Origin of the sequence: Micromonospora chersina (genome assembly GCF_900091475.1) — a bacterium.
GTDB classification, from domain to species: Bacteria; Actinomycetota; Actinomycetes; order Mycobacteriales; family Micromonosporaceae; genus Micromonospora; species Micromonospora chersina.
Map to the genome: position 1 here is coordinate 3,597,651 of NZ_FMIB01000002.1, position 17,513 is coordinate 3,615,163.

22 protein-coding genes are annotated in these 17,513 nt (G+C 73.9%); 9 read left to right on the top strand and 13 right to left on the bottom strand.

Annotated elements, in window-relative coordinates:
- Nucleotide 1: 1 nt before the first annotated feature.
- A complete protein-coding gene (locus GA0070603_RS16475) occupies nucleotides 2–484 on the bottom strand; it encodes a DUF2231 domain-containing protein (RefSeq protein ID WP_091314437.1) in 483 nt (160 codons plus the stop codon).
- Between the two features lie 174 nt (nucleotides 485–658).
- Between GA0070603_RS16475 and GA0070603_RS16480 the strand changes: the two genes are divergently transcribed.
- Both GA0070603_RS16480 and GA0070603_RS16485 read left to right on the top strand, forming a co-directional pair.
- Nucleotides 659–1,087, top strand: a complete 429-nt coding sequence (locus GA0070603_RS16480) for a Fur family transcriptional regulator (protein WP_091314440.1) — start codon at nucleotides 659–661, stop codon at nucleotides 1,085–1,087.
- Nucleotides 1,088–1,140: 53 nt separating this feature from the next.
- Nucleotides 1,141–1,992 carry an oxygenase MpaB family protein gene (locus GA0070603_RS16485; RefSeq protein ID WP_091314446.1) on the top strand — a complete coding sequence of 284 codons (852 nt, stop codon included), beginning with the start codon at nucleotides 1,141–1,143 and terminating at the stop codon, nucleotides 1,990–1,992.
- A 48-nt stretch (nucleotides 1,993–2,040) separates the two neighbouring features.
- Here GA0070603_RS16485 and GA0070603_RS16490 read toward each other — a convergent pair whose 3' ends face one another.
- The 9 genes from GA0070603_RS16490 to GA0070603_RS16525 all read right to left on the bottom strand — a co-directional run bounded on the left by GA0070603_RS16490 (nucleotide 2,041) and on the right by GA0070603_RS16525 (nucleotide 9,204).
- Nucleotides 2,041–2,886: a RecB family exonuclease gene (locus GA0070603_RS16490; protein WP_244282717.1), complete on the bottom strand. Its 846-nt coding sequence runs from the start codon at nucleotides 2,884–2,886 to the stop codon at nucleotides 2,041–2,043.
- A gap of 132 nt (nucleotides 2,887–3,018) precedes the next feature.
- Complete coding sequence (locus GA0070603_RS16495; RefSeq protein ID WP_091260721.1) at nucleotides 3,019–3,633, bottom strand: MarC family protein; 615 nt, start codon at nucleotides 3,631–3,633, stop codon at nucleotides 3,019–3,021.
- Nucleotides 3,634–3,664: 31 nt separating this feature from the next.
- Nucleotides 3,665–4,525, bottom strand: a complete 861-nt coding sequence (locus GA0070603_RS16500; RefSeq protein WP_091314454.1) for a PHP domain-containing protein — start codon at nucleotides 4,523–4,525, stop codon at nucleotides 3,665–3,667.
- 26 nt (nucleotides 4,526–4,551) lie between these two features.
- Nucleotides 4,552–5,817: a TolB-like translocation protein gene (locus tag GA0070603_RS16505; protein ID WP_091314458.1), complete on the bottom strand. Its 1,266-nt coding sequence runs from the start codon at nucleotides 5,815–5,817 to the stop codon at nucleotides 4,552–4,554.
- Nucleotides 5,814–6,500 carry a SigE family RNA polymerase sigma factor gene (locus GA0070603_RS16510; protein ID WP_091322018.1) on the bottom strand — a complete coding sequence of 229 codons (687 nt, stop codon included), beginning with the start codon at nucleotides 6,498–6,500 and terminating at the stop codon, nucleotides 5,814–5,816. Before GA0070603_RS16510 ends, GA0070603_RS16505 begins: the two co-directional genes overlap by 4 nt.
- Before the next feature lie 102 nt (nucleotides 6,501–6,602).
- Nucleotides 6,603–7,478 carry a PH domain-containing protein gene (locus GA0070603_RS16515; protein ID WP_091314461.1) on the bottom strand — a complete coding sequence of 292 codons (876 nt, stop codon included), beginning with the start codon at nucleotides 7,476–7,478 and terminating at the stop codon, nucleotides 6,603–6,605.
- A gap of 6 nt (nucleotides 7,479–7,484) precedes the next feature.
- The gene (locus GA0070603_RS31500) at nucleotides 7,485–7,643 is read right to left on the bottom strand and encodes a hypothetical protein (protein WP_167544553.1); all 159 of its coding nucleotides are present in this window, start codon (nucleotides 7,641–7,643) and stop codon (nucleotides 7,485–7,487) included.
- Between the two features lie 118 nt (nucleotides 7,644–7,761).
- Entirely contained in the window at nucleotides 7,762–8,460 is a 699-nt protein-coding gene (locus GA0070603_RS16520) for a DUF6758 family protein (protein WP_341864933.1), read from the bottom strand.
- A gap of 120 nt (nucleotides 8,461–8,580) precedes the next feature.
- The gene (locus GA0070603_RS16525) at nucleotides 8,581–9,204 is read right to left on the bottom strand and encodes a TrmH family RNA methyltransferase (protein WP_091314469.1); all 624 of its coding nucleotides are present in this window, start codon (nucleotides 9,202–9,204) and stop codon (nucleotides 8,581–8,583) included.
- Between the two features lie 149 nt (nucleotides 9,205–9,353).
- On the opposite strand from GA0070603_RS16525, the gene GA0070603_RS16530 reads away from it, so the two are divergent.
- A complete protein-coding gene (locus GA0070603_RS16530) occupies nucleotides 9,354–9,977 on the top strand; it encodes a hypothetical protein (RefSeq protein ID WP_091314473.1) in 624 nt (207 codons plus the stop codon).
- Between the two features lie 35 nt (nucleotides 9,978–10,012).
- Here GA0070603_RS16530 and GA0070603_RS16535 read toward each other — a convergent pair whose 3' ends face one another.
- Nucleotides 10,013–10,504 (bottom strand): hypothetical protein, encoded by a 492-nt coding sequence (locus tag GA0070603_RS16535; RefSeq protein WP_091314477.1) that lies wholly within the window; start codon nucleotides 10,502–10,504, stop codon nucleotides 10,013–10,015.
- A gap of 174 nt (nucleotides 10,505–10,678) precedes the next feature.
- Entirely contained in the window at nucleotides 10,679–11,194 is a 516-nt protein-coding gene (locus GA0070603_RS16540) for a MaoC family dehydratase (protein ID WP_091314480.1), read from the bottom strand.
- Between the two features lie 546 nt (nucleotides 11,195–11,740).
- Between GA0070603_RS16540 and trxA the strand changes: the two genes are divergently transcribed.
- The 3 genes from trxA to GA0070603_RS16555 all read left to right on the top strand — a co-directional run bounded on the left by trxA (nucleotide 11,741) and on the right by GA0070603_RS16555 (nucleotide 13,596).
- Nucleotides 11,741–12,109: a thioredoxin gene (gene trxA / locus GA0070603_RS16545; protein ID WP_091314483.1), complete on the top strand. Its 369-nt coding sequence runs from the start codon at nucleotides 11,741–11,743 to the stop codon at nucleotides 12,107–12,109.
- A 159-nt stretch (nucleotides 12,110–12,268) separates the two neighbouring features.
- Nucleotides 12,269–12,709, top strand: coding sequence for a hypothetical protein (locus GA0070603_RS16550; protein ID WP_091314486.1), 441 nt, complete (start codon nucleotides 12,269–12,271; stop codon nucleotides 12,707–12,709).
- Complete coding sequence (locus GA0070603_RS16555; protein ID WP_139131880.1) at nucleotides 12,706–13,596, top strand: HTTM domain-containing protein; 891 nt, start codon at nucleotides 12,706–12,708, stop codon at nucleotides 13,594–13,596. Before GA0070603_RS16550 ends, GA0070603_RS16555 begins: the two co-directional genes overlap by 4 nt.
- Before the next feature lie 43 nt (nucleotides 13,597–13,639).
- Here GA0070603_RS16555 and GA0070603_RS16560 read toward each other — a convergent pair whose 3' ends face one another.
- Entirely contained in the window at nucleotides 13,640–14,059 is a 420-nt protein-coding gene (locus GA0070603_RS16560; protein ID WP_091314489.1) for a thiol-disulfide oxidoreductase DCC family protein, read from the bottom strand.
- Between the two features lie 92 nt (nucleotides 14,060–14,151).
- On the opposite strand from GA0070603_RS16560, the gene GA0070603_RS16565 reads away from it, so the two are divergent.
- From GA0070603_RS16565 to GA0070603_RS16575, 3 genes are read left to right on the top strand one after another with little or no spacing between them, the layout of a single operon-like run.
- Entirely contained in the window at nucleotides 14,152–16,188 is a 2,037-nt protein-coding gene (locus tag GA0070603_RS16565; RefSeq protein WP_091314493.1) for an intein-containing Rv2578c family radical SAM protein, read from the top strand.
- A gap of 23 nt (nucleotides 16,189–16,211) precedes the next feature.
- Nucleotides 16,212–17,003: a hypothetical protein gene (locus tag GA0070603_RS16570; protein ID WP_139131881.1), complete on the top strand. Its 792-nt coding sequence runs from the start codon at nucleotides 16,212–16,214 to the stop codon at nucleotides 17,001–17,003.
- 9 nt (nucleotides 17,004–17,012) lie between these two features.
- Nucleotides 17,013–17,420: a CoA-binding protein gene (locus GA0070603_RS16575; RefSeq protein WP_091314502.1), complete on the top strand. Its 408-nt coding sequence runs from the start codon at nucleotides 17,013–17,015 to the stop codon at nucleotides 17,418–17,420.
- Nucleotides 17,421–17,513 lie beyond the last annotated feature (93 nt).

Genomic DNA, 17,513 nt, shown 5'->3' on the forward strand with positions numbered 1-17,513 from the left:
GTCAGACGATGCCGCTCCAGACCATCTTCGCCCCGCTGTCACCGGTCAGGTAGACGTACATGAGCGCGAAGACGGCAAGCACGACCACCACGCCGGTGAGCACCAGGGGCAGCCAACGGGGCAGGTCACGGGTTCGGGGCAGGCCGCTGGTCACCAGCAGCAGGAGGAGCGCCGCGACGGCCAGCCCGACGGTGAACCAGAGCAGGTTCTCGCCGTACTCGGAGTGTTCGTGGATCTTCTGGAGGCCCTCGGGCGGGTAGCCCCGCTTGCGGAGCACCTCCTCCAACTCCTCGCCGGACTCCGTCGCCACCCAGGCGATGATGGGGGTGAGCACGGCGAGGACCGCCACCGCCCAGCCCATGCGAGGCCGCCAGCGGGGCAGCACCCCGTACGCGACGGAGAGCAACGCCAGCAGCGGCACCAGCACCACGGCGGCGTGTACGACCAGGACGTGGCCCGGCAGGCCGTTGACTTCCCTGAACACCGACACCTCCGGCGAGTGGACGGGATCGCGCGGTCAGCGTACGACGTGATGATCCGCCGTCGCCGTTCCGTACATCGACACACGCACGTGTGCCCGGCGTGGTTCACCTGTGGCCCCGGCCACCCGCGGTCACGCTCGCTTGTCGGCCCGGGGGCACCGTGCTGTCATGGACGCATGTCCACCGGTGAGGAGCTGCTCCGGTCGAGGGGCCTTCGGGTCACCCGACCGCGCCTCGCCGTGCTGGACGTGCTGGCCGCCGGCGGTCACCTGGAGGTCGACGAGATCACCCGCCGGGTCCGCGAGCGCCTCGACTCGGTCTCCACCCAGGCCGTCTACGACGTGCTCGGCGCGCTGTCGCGGGCCGGGCTGTCCCGGCGGATCGAGCCGGCCGGCAGTCCCGCGCGGTACGAGGCCCGCGTCGGGGACAACCACCACCACGTGGTGTGCCGGGGCTGCGGCGAGATCGCCGACGTGGACTGCGCCACCGGCGACGCCCCGTGCCTCGACCCGAACGTGTCGCACGGCTTCGAGGTGGACGAGGCGGAAGTGACCTTCTGGGGCCTCTGCCCGGCCTGCCAGGCCCGCCGCTCCGCCGACGACTGACGGCTGCGGCTCGGGGACGGCCTGGTGTGCCCGGCGCGTGGCACTCTTGGGCGGTGGATTCCGATGACCTCGGCCTGTTCGGTCCGGGTTCGGTCACGTGGAAGGTGCACGAGGAGCCGATCCTGATCGTCGCCGGCCTGCGTTCGCTCTACCTCCAGGCGCTGCACCCCCGCGCGATGGCCGGCGTGGCGCAGAACAGCAACTACAAGTCCGACGCCTGGGGCCGGCTGATCCGCACGGCCACCTACGTGGCGACGACGATCTACGGCACCACCGCCGAGGCGGAGGCGGCCGGCCGGCGGCTGCGGACGCTGCACGCCCGGATGCGCGCCACCGACCCGTTCACCGGCGAGCAGTTCCGGATCGACGATCCCGACCTGCTGCGCTGGGTGCACGTCACCGAGGTCGAGTCGTTCGTGAGCACCGCACGCCGGGCCGGCCTCGCGCTGACCGACGACGAGGTGGACGGCTACTACACCGAGCAGCGCCGGGCGGCGGCCCTGGTCGGGCTGGACCCGGCCGACGTGCCGGGCACCGCCGCCGAGGTGGCCGACTACTACCGCCGGGTCCGGCCCGAGCTGCGGATGACGAAAGAGGCGGCCGAGACGGCGCTCTTCCTGACCGCCCCGCCGATCCCGTGGAAGCTCAGCCTGCCGGTGAAGCTGGGCCTGCACCTCGGCCCGCCACGCTGGGCGTACCTGGGGATCGCCGGCACGGCGCTGGCGCTGCTGCCGGGCTGGGCCCACCGGCTGTACGGCGGCCTCGGCCTGCCCACCACCGCGCTCTCGGCGGACCTGAGCGTGCGCGCGCTGCGACTGGCTCTCGCGGCGGTGCCGCGCCGCTACCGGGAGGGCCCGTTGCAGCAGGCCGCCAAGGAGCGCGCCGCCCGCCTCGCCGCCGCCTGACTCCCCGGCCACCCGATCGCGACCGCGCTGCCCGCCGGCGCGGGCGGGTCAGTCCTGGTCGGCGGCCGGCTCGGCGGGGCGCTCCACGGCCGCCCACGGGTCCTTGCCGGGGGCCTGCGCGCCGGCCGGGCAGGTGCGCCGGTAGTCGCACCAGCCGCAGCGTGGCCCCGGCTCGGTGGGGAACGCCGTGTCGGGGTCGGCCCCGTCGGCGACGGCCCGCTCGGCGGCCATGATGTCCCGGGCGGTGTCCTCGGCGCGGGTGAGCTGCCGCTGCAACGACTCCGGGCTGTGCTCGTGCGCGGCGACCGTGCCGGTGGGCAGGTGGTGCAGCTCGACCCGGCGGCACGGGCGGCGGAAGACCCGCTCGGCCGCGTACGCGTAGAGCGCGAGGGCCTGCGAGCCGCGCGCGTCGTCGCTGTCCAGCCCGGTGCGGCCGGTCTTGTAGTCGACGATGACCAGCTCGGGCCGGCCGTCGGGGCCGGGGCGGGAGTCGATCCGGTCGGTGCGGCCGTTGAAGGCGAGCACCGCGGTCTTCACGGCGACCACCCGCTCCACCCCGACCGGCTCGTCGGCCGGGTCGAGCCCCGCCACGTAGGACTCCAGCCAGGACAGCGCCCGCCGGAAGGCGTCCCGCTCCTGCTCGTCGTCGCGGTAGCCCTCGCGCACCCAGGTGCCCTTGAGCAGGGTGGCCAGCACCTCGGGGCGGCGGCGGTCGGGGGCCAGCGCGTACCAGTTCTTCAGGGCGGTGTGGACGCTGGCGCCGAGCGAGTTGTGCGCCCACGGCGGGCCCTTGGGCGGCGCGGGGCGGTCCACGTACGAGTAGCGGTAGCGGCGGGGGCAGTCGGCGTAGGCGCCGAGCTTGCTGGGCGTGCAGACGAAGAGCCGTTCCGGCATGCCCTCGAAACCGAGCTGCTCGGCCTGCTCGGCGCGTGGCCGGGGTGGCCGGCCGCCGGTGGGTCGCCCGGTCGGGGAGGGTCGTCGCACGCCTGAGATCCTGCCACCTCCGTACGACAGCGCCGCGACGGCTCAGCCCATGGTGAGGTACTGCGTGACGAACGCGGCGATGGCGTCGGCGATGAGCTGCACGGCGATGGCGGCCAGCAGCAGGCCGGCGATCCGGGTGAGCACCTCGATCCCGCCGGGCCGGAGGACCTTGACGATGCCGCCGGAGAAGCGCAGCACCACCCAGACCGCGACCATGACCGCGACGATCGCGGCGGCGATGGCGAGGTAGTCGGTGAAGCCGCCGGCCTGCTGCACGAAGAGCATGGTGGCGACGATGGCGCCGGGACCGGCCAGCAGCGGGGTGCCCAGCGGCACCAGCGCGATGTTGGAGGTGGCCTGCTGGTTCGGGTCGTCGGACTTGCCGGTCAGCAGCTCCAGGGCGACGAGGATCAGCAGCAACCCGCCGGCGGCCTGCAACGCGGGAAGGTCGACGTGCAGGTAGGCCAGGATCGTCTGGCCGGCCACGGCGAACACCACGATCACGCCGAGCGCCAACGCGACGGCCTGCCAGGCGGCCCGGTTCCGGTCGCGGGCGGCCAGCGGGCCGGTCAGCGCGAGGAAGATGGGCATCATGCCGGGCGGGTCGACGATCACCAGCAGGGTCACGAAGACCTCGCCGAAGAGCTTGAGATCCACCCGGACACGGTAGCCGCGCCGCCGGAACGCTTCAGCCTGAAGCGACCGGGGTCACCCCCCGAGCCAGCTCGACGATCCGCTCGTACGCCTCCACCCCGGTGGTGAACGCGCCGAGCCGGACGGTCTTGTGCGTGCCGTGGAAGTCCGATGATCCGGTGACCAGCAGCCCCAGCTCGGCGGCGAGCGCGCGGACGTGCTCCCGCTCGGCCGGGCTGTGGTCCTCGTGGTCGGCCTCCAGGCCGGCCAGGCCGGCAGCGGCCAGCTCCACGATCAGCTCGTCGGGGACGATCCGGCCGCGGCGGCTGGCCCGGGGGTGGGCGAAGACCGGCACCCCGCCGGCCGCCCGGACCAGCGCCACGGCCCGGAACACGTCGATGTCCTCCTTGGGCAGCCGGTACCGCTCCCCCAGCCAGCGCGGACCGAACGCCTCGGTGGTGGTGGCGACCAGCCCGGCCCGGATCAGCGCCTGGGCGATGTGGGGCCGGCCGACGGTGCCGCCGGCCGCGCCGGCCAGGATCTCGGACCAGCTCACCCGGATCCCGTCGGCCTGGAGCAGCCGCACGATGCGCTCGCCGCGTTCCTCCCGGGCGCGCCGGACCCGGGCCAGCTCGGCGACCAGCTCCGGCTCGGTCGGGTCGAAGAGGTACGCGAGCAGGTGCAGCGGGATCGCCGGCTCGACGCCGAACCAGCGGCAGGAGAGTTCGGCGCCCCGGACCAGGGTGAGGCCGCGCGGCAGGGCGGCGACCGCCGGCTCCCAGCCGGCCGTGGTGTCGTGGTCGGTGAGCGCCACGACGTCGAGACCGGCCTCGGCGGCGGCCCGGACCAGCTCGGCGGGGCCGAGGGTGCCGTCGCTGGCGGTGGAGTGGGTGTGCAGGTCGATCCGGGCGCTCACCCCGCCGACGCTACCGCCCCGCGCGATCAGGAGCGGGTGTCGCCCACCACCACGGGCCGCTCGCCCGGGGCCACCCCGTCGAGCGCCGAGGCGGTGGGACGCTCGCCGGCCAGCACCTGCTCGGGCCGGACCCGGACCAGGCCGCCGGTGGCGTCGACGTGCAGGGCCGCGCCGCTGCGGGTCCAGGCCACCGCCCCGGCGACCGCCGGGCCGGCGGGGTGGGTCGCGGCGGCGGTGCCGAGGTTGGCCAGGTCGACCAGCAGGGCGCTCCGGCGGGCGGTGTTGAGCAGCAGCCACCGCCCGTCGGCGGAGACTCCGCCGAGGCCGTCGGTGGCCAGGGCCGTCCCGCAGCCGGTGCGGACCGGGGTGAGGCCGTGGGCCGGGTCGAGCAGGCCCACGCAGGGCTGCCGGGGCGTGCCGGTGGAGACCAGGCCGACCACCCGGCCGTCGGGCAGCGCGCCGTAGACGGCGAGCACGTCCGGGTTCGCCGCGCCGGGCACCCCGCCCTCCGCCCGCCGCCAGACGCTGACCCCGCCCCGCTCGGGCTGCCGGACCAGGATGGCGTCGCCGGCGAAGCCGACCGGCGTCGCGCCCGCCGGGGCCGCCGCCCGGCTGAAGGCCAGGAGCTGGCCGCCCACCACGGCGGCGGCCTGCAGGTAGGGACCGTCGCGCCAGGCGACCTGCCGCCCGTCGGGGGAGACCACCACGGCGTCCGCCCCGGCGAGCAGCACCTGCGGCGCGCTGCCGTTGGGCGGCACCCACCAGAGGGTACGGCCGGCCGGGGTGACCGCCGAGGTGACCAGCCAACCGCCGTAGTCGGGGACCCGCTGCGCCCGGTCGACGGCGCTCACCCCGGTCAGCTCCCGGCGTTCACCCCCGCTGGTGTCCAGCGACGAGCCGACGATGAGGTCCAGCTCGGCGCGGACCGGGCCCTTCCCGGGCGCCGGGGTCGAGGCGGTGGGCAGCGGGGAGGCCGAGAAGCCGCGCGGGTCACCGAGCACCACTGTGGGCGTGCCGCCCTGCCCGCCCGGGCCGCCGAGCTGGGCCATGCCGGTGGTGACCAGCACGGTCGCCACCCCGGCCAGGGCGAGCCCGGTCAGGGTGCGGCGCCGGCCGGTGCGCCGGGCCCGCCGGAGCACCGCGCCGGCCGGGTCGGCGGCGAGCGGCCGGGGCGTGGCGACGCGACCGGCCAGCGTCTGCCGCAGCGCCCGCTCCAGCTCGTCCTCGGTCACGGGGAATGGACGCTCCGGGCCGCCCGTCCGGTTGTCGCAGGACTCCGGCGTGCGTGTCATCGGGACTCCACCGGCACGGACGCGACGGATCGTGCCGGTGTCGGGTCGGCGGGGACCGCGGCCGGCCGGACGACCGGCGGCACCGGGGCGGGCGGCGGCGCGGCGGCGGGCTGCCGGAGCACCCGCGGCGGCGTACGCGGCGCGGGCGGGGCGGCCTTCTCCTCCGGCTCGACCGGCAGGCCGAGGGCGGCCTCGGAGCCGAGCCGGCGGCGCAGCGTGTTCAGCGCCCGGGAGGTCTGGCTCTTCACGGTGCCCGGGGAGATCTCCAGCAGCGCGGCGGTCTGCGCCTCGGACATGTCCTCGTAGAAGCGGAGCACCAGCACGGCCCGCTGCCGCGCCGGGAGCGCCTGGAGGTGCCGCCACAGGGCGTCCCGGTCGAGCTGCTGCTCGATCTCGTCGACACCGGCCCGCTCGGGCAGCACCTCGGTCGGGCGCTCGCCGTGCCACCGGCGGCGCCACCAGCTCGTCGAGGTGTTGACCAGGACCCGGCGGGCGTACGGCTCGAGGGCGTCGATCCCACCGAGGCGCTTCCAGGCCAGGTAGGTCTTGGTCAGCGCGGTCTGGAGCAGGTCCTCGGCCGTGGCCCAGTCACCGGCCAGCAGGTACGCGGTGCGCAGCAGGGCGCCGGAGCGGGCCGCGACGAAGTCGCGGAACTCCTCCTCCAGCGGATCCCTGTTCGCCACGCTCACCTCCGCACCCGGTCCTGCCTGGCAGGTTCCCACGCCGGACGGGGCCGGGTCGACGGCAAATGGTGCGCAGTTCCTCCGATGTTCGGACGAAAAGTTTCAGGCGCCGTCGTCGGCCTTCGCCTCGTCGGCCTCCTTGCCCAACCGCGCCTCGACGGCCTGCGGCTCGTACATCTCTTCGACGACACGCAGGTAGAGCTCGTTCGGGTTGGGCAGGTTCTTGATCTCGCGGAGCGCCTGCTCCTGACCGGCCGACTCCAGCACGAAGGTGCCGTAGTTGAGCGCGCGGCCGGTCGGGGTCTGCTCGTACTTCATGTCGGTGACCCGGACCAGCGGCATCATGGCCACCCGGCGGGTGATGATCCCGTTGACCACCATGACCCGCTTGTTGGTGAGGATGAAGCGGTCGTACCACCAGTCGGCGACCCGCCAGGCGACCCAGCCCATCACGGCGAACCAGAGCAGCACCGCGACGGTGGTCAGCGCCCCGACGTCACGCCCGGCCAGGAAGCCGGAGAGGTAGCCGAGCACGAAGGTCGCCGCGATGCCGACGACGATCGGAGTGGAGAGGTGGATCCAGTGCCGCTTCCACTCGCCCCGGTAACGCTCCGTGGGGAAGAGGTAACGCGCGACCAGCGAGCTGGGCTCGTCCTCCAGCGGCAGGACCCGGCGGGGGGCCATGCCGGAGGCGTCGGCGCGCAGGCCGGCCAGCTCGGCCTCGGAGATCTGGGGATTCTGGTAGCCGGACTCGGGGTCGCGGATCCAGGCGCGGCCGGACCGCCCCTCCCCGGCGAACCCCGGCCCGTCGCCGAACGCGGCGTCGTCCGAAAGGGAGGGACCACTGCCGTAGCCGGAACCCGAGCCGAAGCCCGGGCCGTCGTCGGGGTCGATCCGCGGGATCGGCTCGGTGTCGCGCTCCCGGCGTTCCCGGTCGGGATCGTCGGGGTCGAAGGGTGGACCGGAGGGGCTTCCCATCGGTGGCTAGGCGACCAGGTTGGTGAAGAAGTCGCCGAAGCCCTGCGCGATGTCCATGATGCCGCCACCGAGAGACTTGAACACGTCGGCGGCGGAGTTCGGCCGGTAGGCGATGAAGAAGATCAAGAATGCGAGGCCGGCCCAGGTGAGGACCTTCTTGACCATAGCGGGCCATCCTCTCGCGCGGAGCCGGGTCCGTTTGTCGCAGCGGCACCCAGAGTATCAGCATGGTGTCGTACAGTGAATATCTGCGTCTGTTCTCCGACTCGCCGGTGCCGGCCGGTCAGGCCCGCCCGTGCAGGTACGGAGATGGTGCGCCGTACACGAGTTCGGGCGGTGTCCACTCGGTGAGGTCGTGCAGCACGACTTCTTCCGCGAGGAGGTGACCCGCACTCGCCGGCCAGGCTATCGCATGGAGCCACATTCCCCGAGCCTCGCCGGCGTACGCGCTTCGATCCGTCGGCGAATTCACAAGCCACAGTGGAGTGGGATGGCCTCCCACCCGGATCTTGGCGTGCGGCACCCGCTCGGGATGACCAGGGCCGGGATCGGAGAGCGCCTCCGCCACCTCGGGCCCCGGATCGGGGCCGGGGAGGCCCGCGAGGCGGGAACCGAGCCCGACACCCGGCTCCTCGGCGACGAAGAGCAGGTCGGCCGGTCCACCGTCGAGCGGGGCCGGACCGGCGCAGGCCACCGCGGTGGCGCGCACCCCGGACCGGTCGTCCCCCACCCAGGCCACACCGGTCAGCGTCCACCCGGTCGGCAGCGGCCACGGGCACCAGAGCGGCACCCCGGGCTGCCCGGCCGGATCGGTGTCGGCGGCCACCCGCTCCACCACGCTCGCCATGATCTCGGCGCCGATGTGCTCCGGCACGTGCAGGGGCGGCACCGGACCGCAGCGCAGGCACCGGTACTCACCGTGCATCAGGTCCGGCTCCCGGACCGGGCCCGCGCACCTCGGACAACTCACCGCGACACTCACGTCTTCACCGTCACCCGGGACCGGCGGGGCGTCAAGCCGAGCGGGCGGACGCGCCCCGGGATTTCCGTCCGTCGGCGGAACCGACATCGGAATTCCCGCGGAGCGGCGAGGTCGGCGCGCTCAGTCCGGGGGTGGTCCGGCGTACTCCCGGATCCAGGCGTGCATGGCGATCCCGCTGGCCACGCCCGCGTTGATCGAGCGGGTGGAGCCGTACTGGGCGATCGAGAAGAGCTGGCCGCACGCGGCCCGCGCGACGTCGGAGAGCCCCGGCCCCTCCTGGCCGAAGAGCAGCACGCAGCGCCGCGGCAGGGTGCTCGTCTCCAGCGGCTTGGAGCCGGGCAGGTTGTCGATGCCGACCACCGGCAGCCGCTCCCCGGCCGCCCAGGCCACGAACTCCTCGATCGTCGGGTGGTGCCGGACGTGCTGGTAGCGGTCGGTCACCATGGCGCCCCGTCGGTTCCACCGCCGCCGCCCCACGATGTGCACCTCGGCGGCGAGGAAGGCGTTGGCGTTGCGCACGACAGTGCCGATGTTGAAGTCGTGCTGCCAGTTCTCGACGGCCACGTGGAAGTCGTGCCGGCGCCGGTCCAGGTCGGCCACCACGGCCTCGCGTCGCCAGTAGCGGTAGCGGTCCACCACGTTGCGCCGGTCGCCCTGCGCGAGCAGCTCCGGGTCGTAGCGCGGGTCGTCCGGCGGGTCCCCGGGCCAGGGCCCCACACCCACGTCGAGCTGGTCGTCGGTCACGGTCTGAAGAGGGTACGGCCCGAAGTGTCGGACCTGCGGGACCGGGTGTCGGGTGTCCGGCGGCGCGCGGGACAGCCGATCCGGCGGCGGGCCACCTACGCTCCACTCGGAAACGGGGGTGCACCGTGCGGACGTGGTGTGGGTGGAAGGTGACGGCGGCCCTGCTGGCGAGCGTGGTGGCGACGGGCTGCGCGCCGACCGCCGAGCCGGGGGGTGGAGCGACCACGGTCGCCGCCCAGGGCGGGAGCACCGCCGCCGGGCCGGGCCCGGGACCGTGGCCCAACCCCAGCGCGTCGCCCCTGGAGCGGGTGCTGCGCACCGGCATGCGGATCGGTGACGACGAGCTGCTGCTCAGCCCCTCCCGCGACCACATCGTCGACACCGCATGGTTCGACACCCGCACCGGCCGCTACCACGAACTCCCTGAGGACGAGAACTTCCGCTCGGCGCTCGGCGGCGATCGGGCCCTGCCCTTGTTCGAGGTACGCGAACGACCCGACGCGGACGGCCGGCTGATCACGTACGGCTTCGCCTCGACGCGGGTGAGCCGGGCGACCATCGCCCAGCCGGGCTACCCGACCACCACCCTCGCGCTGGCGCCGTGGGGCGGGGACGACCCCTCGACGCTGTTCTGGGCCGCCCGCCCGGGCCGGCCACTGACCGCGGAGCTGTCCACCGACCAGCGCGCCGTCTGCACGCTCTACGGCGCGACGGGACAGGTGATCGCCCGGCTGACGCTGGCCGAGCCACGCTTCGAGCCGAAGGGCGGCTGACCGCCCGGCCCGCGCCCGACGCGTGGCGGCACCGGTCAGCGGAGGTCCAGGGCGCCGGCGAGCCGGTCGAGGAAGCGCCGGTCGGCGGGGCTCGGCGGGGTACCACCGGCCCGGCACACCCGGGCCGCCACCGATTCCACCCACTGCCGGTACGCCGCCGAGTCGGCCGGGTCGGCGCGGCGCCGGAGCACCCGTACCGTGGCCCGGGCGGCGGCGAGCAGGTCGACCAGGTCGGTGAGGCGCTCGTCCCGCTCGGCGGCGCCGTCGTGGCGGGCGTAGATCGCGGCGACCACGGCCCGGATCAGGTCGCTGTCGAAGGCCCGGCCGGCCGCGACCGCGTCCAGCCCGGCGAGCCCGGCGGCGACGCCGCGCGGCGGGCGGCCCGGACCGGGTGAGGCGGCGGCGACGAGGACCCGGCCCGGCAGGTCGGTCAGCAGGTCCCACTCCGCCGCGGAGTAGACGGCGGTGGTCAGCGGTGCGGCACGGCGGCCGGCAGAGGGCGGCTCTCCGGCGACGGAGCGGCTCATGCCGAAGCTCCACTCCGCTCCGCGGCGCCATGAGCCACCGACGCGCTGAGCCTGATGATTCGCTCGCTGCGCTCGCTCATCGCGGGACCTCCGGCGTCAGCATATGCCCCGGAACGGGAAAAGGGCCCCTTCCCCGCGGATCGGAAAAGAGGCCCTTCCGGGCGTACGTGAAGGTCAGCGCGGCTCGGGGAAGCTGGGCCGCTCGGGGTCGACGCCCTCGGGCAGCGCGGCGGCCGCGTACTCCTTCTTGGGGACCATGACCTTGCGGCGGAACACGCAGACGAGCGTGCCGTCCTGGTTGTAGCCCCGGGTCTCCACCGCCACCACGCCGCGGTCCGGCTTCGAGGAGGACTCCCGCTTGTCCAGCACGGTGGTCTCGCCGTAGATGGTGTCGCCGTGGAAGGTCGGGGCGACGTGCCGCAGCGACTCGATCTCCAGGTTCGCGATCGCCTTGCCGCTGACGTCCGGCACCGACATGCCGAGCAGCAGCGAGTAGATGTAGTTGCCGACCACCACGTTGCGCTTGAACTGGCTCGCCGACTCGGCGTAGTGGGCGTCCATGTGCAGCGGGTGGTGGTTCATGGTGAGCAGGCAGAAGAGGTGGTCGTCGTACTCGGTGACCGTCTTGCCGGGCCAGTGCCGGTAGACCGCGCCGACCTCGAACTCCTCGTAGTAGCGGCCGAACTGCATCCTTGTCCCCTTCGACGGGCGGCGATGGAGTTCGGCACAGCATGCCTTACCGCTTGTTAAGGCGGTGTGCGGGGCGTTGCCGGTGTGGAAAAGTCACACCCGGACCGACCCGGGTGGAGACGCAATGAGCGGCGGGGCCCTCCCCGGCACCCGCCGCCCACGCTCTGATGCGAGAGATTCTGCCGTACGGCGGTACTGTATCGACAGAGACGGACGTCACATTTATCTTTTCGTAACACTACGGGCAGTGACGGAAGCTCACTCCACAAGCGATCTCCGGCGGCCGGATCGCCGCTTGTCAGGCGTCAAGTTACCGATTCGTAGCTCGCACGCAGAGTGATCTTCCTGGAAGCGCTCCCATCACGTCCCGTCACGCAAATGCGTCGTGCACTTGCGTTCCGCAGGGGCGGGGAAACAGACTTCGTTCGATGCGTCGCAGCGTCACCGTGATGCTGCGCAGCGTTTCGTCGCGCACGTCACGGGAATGCGGAGGCATCCACCCTGGTTCCACGGGACGTAGGCAATCCGCGCTGATCGGAGAGTGCAATGGCAACGGTTGAGCTGACCACGGCCAACTTCGACGAGGTGACCGAACGCGACGGCATCGTCCTGCTCGACTTCTGGGCGGACTGGTGCGGCCCGTGCAAGCGCTTCGCCCCCGTCTACGAGCGCTCGTCCGACAAGCACCCGGACATCGTGTTCGGCAAGGTCGACACCGAGGCGCAGCAGGAGCTGGGCGCCAAGTTCAACATCAGCTCGATTCCGACGGTGATGGCGATCCGCGACGGCGTGATCGTCTACGCCCAGCCGGGCGCCCTGCCGGAGTCGGCGCTGGAGAACCTGATTGAGCAGGTCCAGCAGCTCGACATGGACGACGTCCGCAAGAAGCTGGCCGAGCACGGCCACAAGCACTGAGCCGACCGGCTCCGACACACCGGCCGGGTCCCCACCGCGGGGACCCGGCCGGTGTCGTTTCGCCTGCCCGGGACGCCCGGAAAGAGCGATACGGGCAGCGAGGAATGGACGACGGACCGACGCCGTCCGGACATGTTTCTCCCGTATCGTCACGAGCCGATGGAGACCTTGACCACCCGCGGGCGTGCCGTCCGACTGGGCGCCACGCTGCTCGGGCTGGCGCTGCTCCTGCTCGGCACCGTGCGCGGCACCGACGACGACTTCCCGTTCGGGCCGTTCCGGATGTACTCCACCTCCGACCCGGCGGACGCGCCCGCCCCCGACACCCGGGTCGAGGGCGTGGACCGGACCGGCGCCGTGGTGCCGCTCGGCCAGGACGCCACGGGCATCCGGCGCGCCGAGATCGAGGGCCAGCAGGACCGCTACGCCGCCGACCCGAGCCTGCTGCGCCGGGTCGCCGAGGCGTACGCCGAGCGCCACCCCGCCGCCCCCGGCCTGGTCGAGGTCCGCATCGTGGTCCGCTGGTACGACATCCAGGGCGGCCGCCCGACCGGCCGCTGGACCGATCGCACCGCCGTACGCTGGGAGACCGCCCCGTGACCGGCTGGCTGACCGAGGCGGTCCCGCGCGGCCGGGTGGCCGCCTTCCGCACCCTGGTCTACCTCTTCGTCGCCGCCGACCTGGTGGTCTTCACCCCCTGGGTCCGCACCCGGGTCGACGTGCCCGGCGACCTCTACCAGCCCCTGCTGATCGGCCGGCTGCTCCCGCTGCCCACCCCCACGTCGGCCCTGGTCGGCGTGATCTTCTGGGTGCTGTTGGCCGTCTCCCTGCTCGCCGCCACCGGCCGGGCGCCCCGGCTGCTCGGCTGGACGGTCTTCGCCCTCTACTTCGAGTGGATGATCGTCGCGATGAGCTACGGCAAGGTCGACCACGACCGGTTCGGCCTGCTCGTCGCGCTGGCCGTGCTGCCGACCGCCGGGCGGGCCCGGCACGGCGACCCGACCCGCACCCAGGCGGGCGGTTGGGCGCTGCGGGTCACCCAGATCGCGGTGATCTGCACCTACTTCCTGGCCGCCTGGGCCAAGTTCCGCTTCGGCGGCCTGGACTGGGCCACCGGCTCGGTCCTGGCCCGGGCGATCATCCGGCGCGGCACGGACCTGGCCGACGTGATCGCCCAGGTGCCGCACCTGCTGATCGTCGCCCAGTTCGGCATCCTGGCCTTCGAGCTGCTCAGCCCGGTGGTGTTCCTGCTGCCCGAGCGGTGGCGGCTGGCCACGGTCGGCTTCTTCTACTCGTTCCACCTGGTGACCATCGCGACGATCACCATCTCGTTCGCCCCGCACCTGGCGGCCATGACCAGCTTCCTGCCCCTGGAGAAGGTGCGCCCGGTGCTCTGGCTCCGGCGCCCGCTCACCCGCCGCCGCGACCCCGCGGGCGGGGAGAGCACCCCGGTCGCCGGCCCCGAGCCGGCCGTCGACCCCGCCTGAGGCCCCGCCGCCGGCTCACGCGTCCGGCGGACCGGGAGTCCGGTCAGGAGGTCGGGCCGGGCCGGCCGGTGGGGCCGTAGAGGCGCTCCCGGGCCTCCTGCGGCAGGGCGCATGCGGCCGTGCCGCCGGGCAGCCGGTGCCGGTTGCGGGCCACCCACCGGTACGCGGGCCAGGCCGCCGCCCGCACCGGCGGGAAGCGCAGCCCGGCGCCGGCGACCCGCCAGGCCGGCCCGCTTTCGCCGAGCAGCCTGGCGATGGCGTCGGGACCGGCGGCGCGGGAGCCGTCGGCGCCCACCCACTGCACCGCCTCCTCGCACTCGGCCTCCGTCAGCCCCAGCGCCGCCAGATCGGCGAACTGCCAGGGGACCACGCGGGCGCCGGTGGGGATCCGGCGCTCGATGAACTGCGCGCAGCGGGTGCAGAACGCGCAGTCGCCGTCGTAGACGAAGGTCGACGTCTCCATGCCTCCATCCTGCACCCCGGCGGTCCCACTCCGGTGGCCGGTGTCCGGCGGGTCACTTGCGCTTCGTTCGTACGCATGTTCGAATGAAGCACATGCGCTGGGACAACCTCTCCGCTCCCCCGGACGAGGGGACTCCCGACGGGGCAGCGCCAGCGACTCCACCCCTGCCGCTGGCGCTCCCCGGCGCGATCGCCCGCACGTTCGACACCCCCGGCTTCGCCGGCATGACGTTCTACGAGGTGCGCGCCAAGTCGATCATCAACCGGGTGCCGGGCCAGTCCCGCGTCCCGTTCGAGTGGACGATCAACCCCTACCGGGGCTGTTCCCATGCCTGCGTTTACTGCGTTTCCGGTGACACACCGATCCTCATGGCCGACGGCCGCACCAGACCGATCAGCGAGCTGGAGGTCGGCGACCGTATCTACGGCACCGAGCGGCGCGGGGCCTACCGGCACTACGTGGTGACCACGGTGCTCGCCAAGTGGTCGACGGTGAAGCGGGCCCACCGGGTCACCCTGGAGGACGGCACCACGCTTGTCGCCAGCGGTGACCACCGGTTTCTCACCGAGCGCGGCTGGAAGCACGTGACCGGCAGCATGCGGGGTGGCGACCGGCGGCCCTACCTCACCACCCGCAACCGGCTGCTCGGGACCGGCCGGTTCGCGTCCGCACCGAAGCGCTCCGCCGACTACCGGCGGGGCTATCTCTGCGCCCTGGTCCGCGACGCCGGCCACCCGGGCAGCCGCTTCCGGCTGGCCACCGCCGAGGAGGAGGCCCTCGCGCGCGCCGAGCGGTTCCTCGCCGACGCCGGCATCCGCACCGAGCGGATGCCCGGCCCGCCGGTCCGCGCCGGCCGCCGGTCGACGACCGCGATCCGCACCAGCCGACCCGGCGACGCCGAGGCGGTCGCCGAGCTGATCCGCCCGGCGGACGAGCCGACGGACGACTGGTGGCTGGGCCTCCTCGCCGGCACCTTCGACGCCGCCGGCAGCTGCCGGCGGGGCGTGTTCCGGATCAGCGTCGGCGACGACGAGAGCCGCGACCGGGCGGGCGCCGCCCTGGACCGGTTCGGCTTCCGGTGGATGCTCGACGACCCGGGCACGCTCAACCGGGCACCCCAGCTCCGGCTGACCGGCGGCCTGCCGGAGCGGTTGCGCTTCTTCCACCTCACCGACCCGGCCGTCACCAGCAGGCGCTCGATCGAGGGCATGGCGCTCAAGTGCCGGGCCCGACTGCGGGTGGCCGCCATCGAGGACCTCGGGCTGGAGCTGCCGCTGTGGGACATCACCACCGGCACCGGCGACTTCATCGCCAACGGGGTGGTCAGCCACAACTGCTTCGCCCGCAACACGCACACCTACCTCGACCTCGACCCGGGCGCGGACTTCGACCGGAAGGTGATCGTGAAGGTCAACGCCGGTGAGCTGGTCCGCCGGGAGCTGGCCGCCCCGAAGTGGCGCGGCGCGCACATCGCCATGGGCACCAACGTGGACTGCTACCAGCGGGCCGAGGGGCGCTACCGGCTCATGCCCCAGATCATCGAGGCGCTGCGCGACTTCGCCAACCCGTTCTCGATCCTGACCAAGGGCACACTCCTGCTGCGCGACCTGCCACTGCTGCGCCAGGCCGCCGAGGTGACCCGGGTCGGGCTGTCCTACTCGGTGGGTTTCGTGGACGAGGCGCTCTGGCGGGCCGTCGAGCCCGGCACACCGAGCCCGCGCCGCCGCCTCGACGCCGTACGCCAGCTCACCGACGCGGGCTTCTCCGTCGGCGTGCTCATGGCGCCGATCCTGCCGGGGCTCAGCGACGACGACGAGTCCGTCGACGCCACGGTGGCCGCGATCGCCGCCTCCGGGGCCACCAGCGTCACCCCACTGCCGCTGCACCTGCGCCCCGGCGCCCGCGAGTGGTACGCGCGCTGGCTGGCCCGGGAGTTCCCGCACCTGGTCCCCCGCTACCGACAGCTCTACCAGGCCGGGGCGTACGCGCCGCAGGCATACCAGCGGGAGGTGACCGCGCGGGTGCGGATGGCGGCCCGCCGGCACGGGCTGCACCGGGGCGAGGCCGGCGACAACCGTCAGCTGCCCGAGGCGCCCGCCCCGGTGGCCGAGCAGCTCTCCCTGCTGTAGCCGGGACCGCCTACGATTCGCCCGTGCGGGAGATCATCGTTGCTGCGCTGCGCCGCCAGCGGGCCAGCGCACTGATGGCACCTGCCGTGGGTTTCGGCGGTGGGTTGCTCTCCCAGTGGGCGGGCTCGGCCGGCGGAGCCGTCGGCCTGCTGGCCGTGGTCCCGCCCGTCCTTCTCGTCGTCCTGGCAGTCAGGGATCTGCTGCGCCGGCCGGGCACCGCGCAGTTGCGCGTCGACGAGACCGCCCGCGCCTTCTTCTCGCCGCCGAACCGGGCCCTCACCGTCCCGCCGATCCTGTGCGGGTGGTTCGCGTTCATGGCGGTCGACAGCGGGCACCGGGCCGGTCACGACCCTCTCCGGTGGACGCTTGTCGCCGCGTACGTCGTGCTCGGCGTCGCGATCACGGCCGGGCAGTGGCGGCGGTTGCCGTTCGTCACGCTGACCGCGGCGGGCGTCACCTGCGGCGCCCCGCGTCCGCTGGCCGTCGTGCCGTGGGAGGCACTCGGCACGGAGATGCCGGTCGGGCCGGGTGCGGCGGGCCGCTACCTCCGGCTGCCGATCGTCCGGCCGGAACTGGTCCGCCGGGCCGGCCGGTGGCCACGAACGGGCGTCCTCGTGCCGGTCCGGGAGCTGACCGTCGCCCCGGCGCTCCTGGCCGCGGCCATCCAGCATTACGCCACCCATCCGCAGCACCGGGCGGCCATCGGCTCCCCGGCGGAGTACGACCGGCTCCGGCACGCACTCACGGGCGGGTCCGCTGAGCGTGCAGCCCTGACGCGCCGCGCTCTCCCGGTCGGCGACGGCCGGCCGGGCTAGGCTCGGGGAATGCGTTCCGCCCAGCAGATCCTCGCCGACTCCGCCGTGATCGCCGTCGTGGGCGCGTCCCGCGACCCGGGCAAGGCCGCGCACCGCGTACCGCTGGAGATGCAGCGGCACGGCTGGCGGATCATCCCGGTGAACCCGACCGTGGACGAGCTGTTCGGCGAGAAGGCGTACCCGACGCTCGCCGACATCCCGCACCCCGTCGATCTGGTCGACGTGTTCCGCCCGGCCGCGGACGCCGTCGAGGTGGTCCGGCAGGCGGTGGCGATCGGCGCGCCGGCGGTCTGGTTGCAGCTCGGGATCTTCTCGGCCGAGGCGCGACGGATCGCCGAGGAGGCGGGCATCGACTACGTCGAGGACCGCTGCCTCATCATCGAGCGCGCCGCTGCGGGGCTCTCGCGCAGGAACTGAGACACCGGACGCGCCCGGCTCACGGGCACGCCGGATCGGGGGACGGCGGCACTGGCGGCCGCCGCGTACCCTCCGGGCGTGTCCCTTCCAGGT

What these genes read in the sequence shown, in the direction of transcription:
- GA0070603_RS16480 (WP_091314440.1), top strand. Translation starts at nt 659, where the DNA reads ATGTCCACCGGTGAGGAGCTGCTCCGGTCGAGGGGCCTTCGGGTCACC.
- GA0070603_RS16490 (WP_244282717.1), bottom strand. Translation starts at nt 2,886, where the DNA reads ATGCCGGAACGGCTCTTCGTCTGCACGCCCAGCAAGCTCGGCGCCTAC.
- GA0070603_RS16505 (WP_091314458.1), bottom strand. Translation starts at nt 5,817, where the DNA reads ATGACACGCACGCCGGAGTCCTGCGACAACCGGACGGGCGGCCCGGAG.
- GA0070603_RS16515 (WP_091314461.1), bottom strand. Translation starts at nt 7,478, where the DNA reads ATGGGAAGCCCCTCCGGTCCACCCTTCGACCCCGACGATCCCGACCGG.
- GA0070603_RS31500 (WP_167544553.1), bottom strand. Translation starts at nt 7,643, where the DNA reads ATGGTCAAGAAGGTCCTCACCTGGGCCGGCCTCGCATTCTTGATCTTC.
- GA0070603_RS16535 (WP_091314477.1), bottom strand. Translation starts at nt 10,504, where the DNA reads ATGAGCCGCTCCGTCGCCGGAGAGCCGCCCTCTGCCGGCCGCCGTGCC.
- GA0070603_RS16540 (WP_091314480.1), bottom strand. Translation starts at nt 11,194, where the DNA reads ATGCAGTTCGGCCGCTACTACGAGGAGTTCGAGGTCGGCGCGGTCTAC.
- trxA (WP_091314483.1), top strand. Translation starts at nt 11,741, where the DNA reads ATGGCAACGGTTGAGCTGACCACGGCCAACTTCGACGAGGTGACCGAA.
- GA0070603_RS16550 (WP_091314486.1), top strand. Translation starts at nt 12,269, where the DNA reads ATGGAGACCTTGACCACCCGCGGGCGTGCCGTCCGACTGGGCGCCACG.
- GA0070603_RS16560 (WP_091314489.1), bottom strand. Translation starts at nt 14,059, where the DNA reads ATGGAGACGTCGACCTTCGTCTACGACGGCGACTGCGCGTTCTGCACC.
- GA0070603_RS16565 (WP_091314493.1), top strand. Translation starts at nt 14,152, where the DNA reads ATGCGCTGGGACAACCTCTCCGCTCCCCCGGACGAGGGGACTCCCGAC.
- GA0070603_RS16575 (WP_091314502.1), top strand. Translation starts at nt 17,013, where the DNA reads ATGCGTTCCGCCCAGCAGATCCTCGCCGACTCCGCCGTGATCGCCGTC.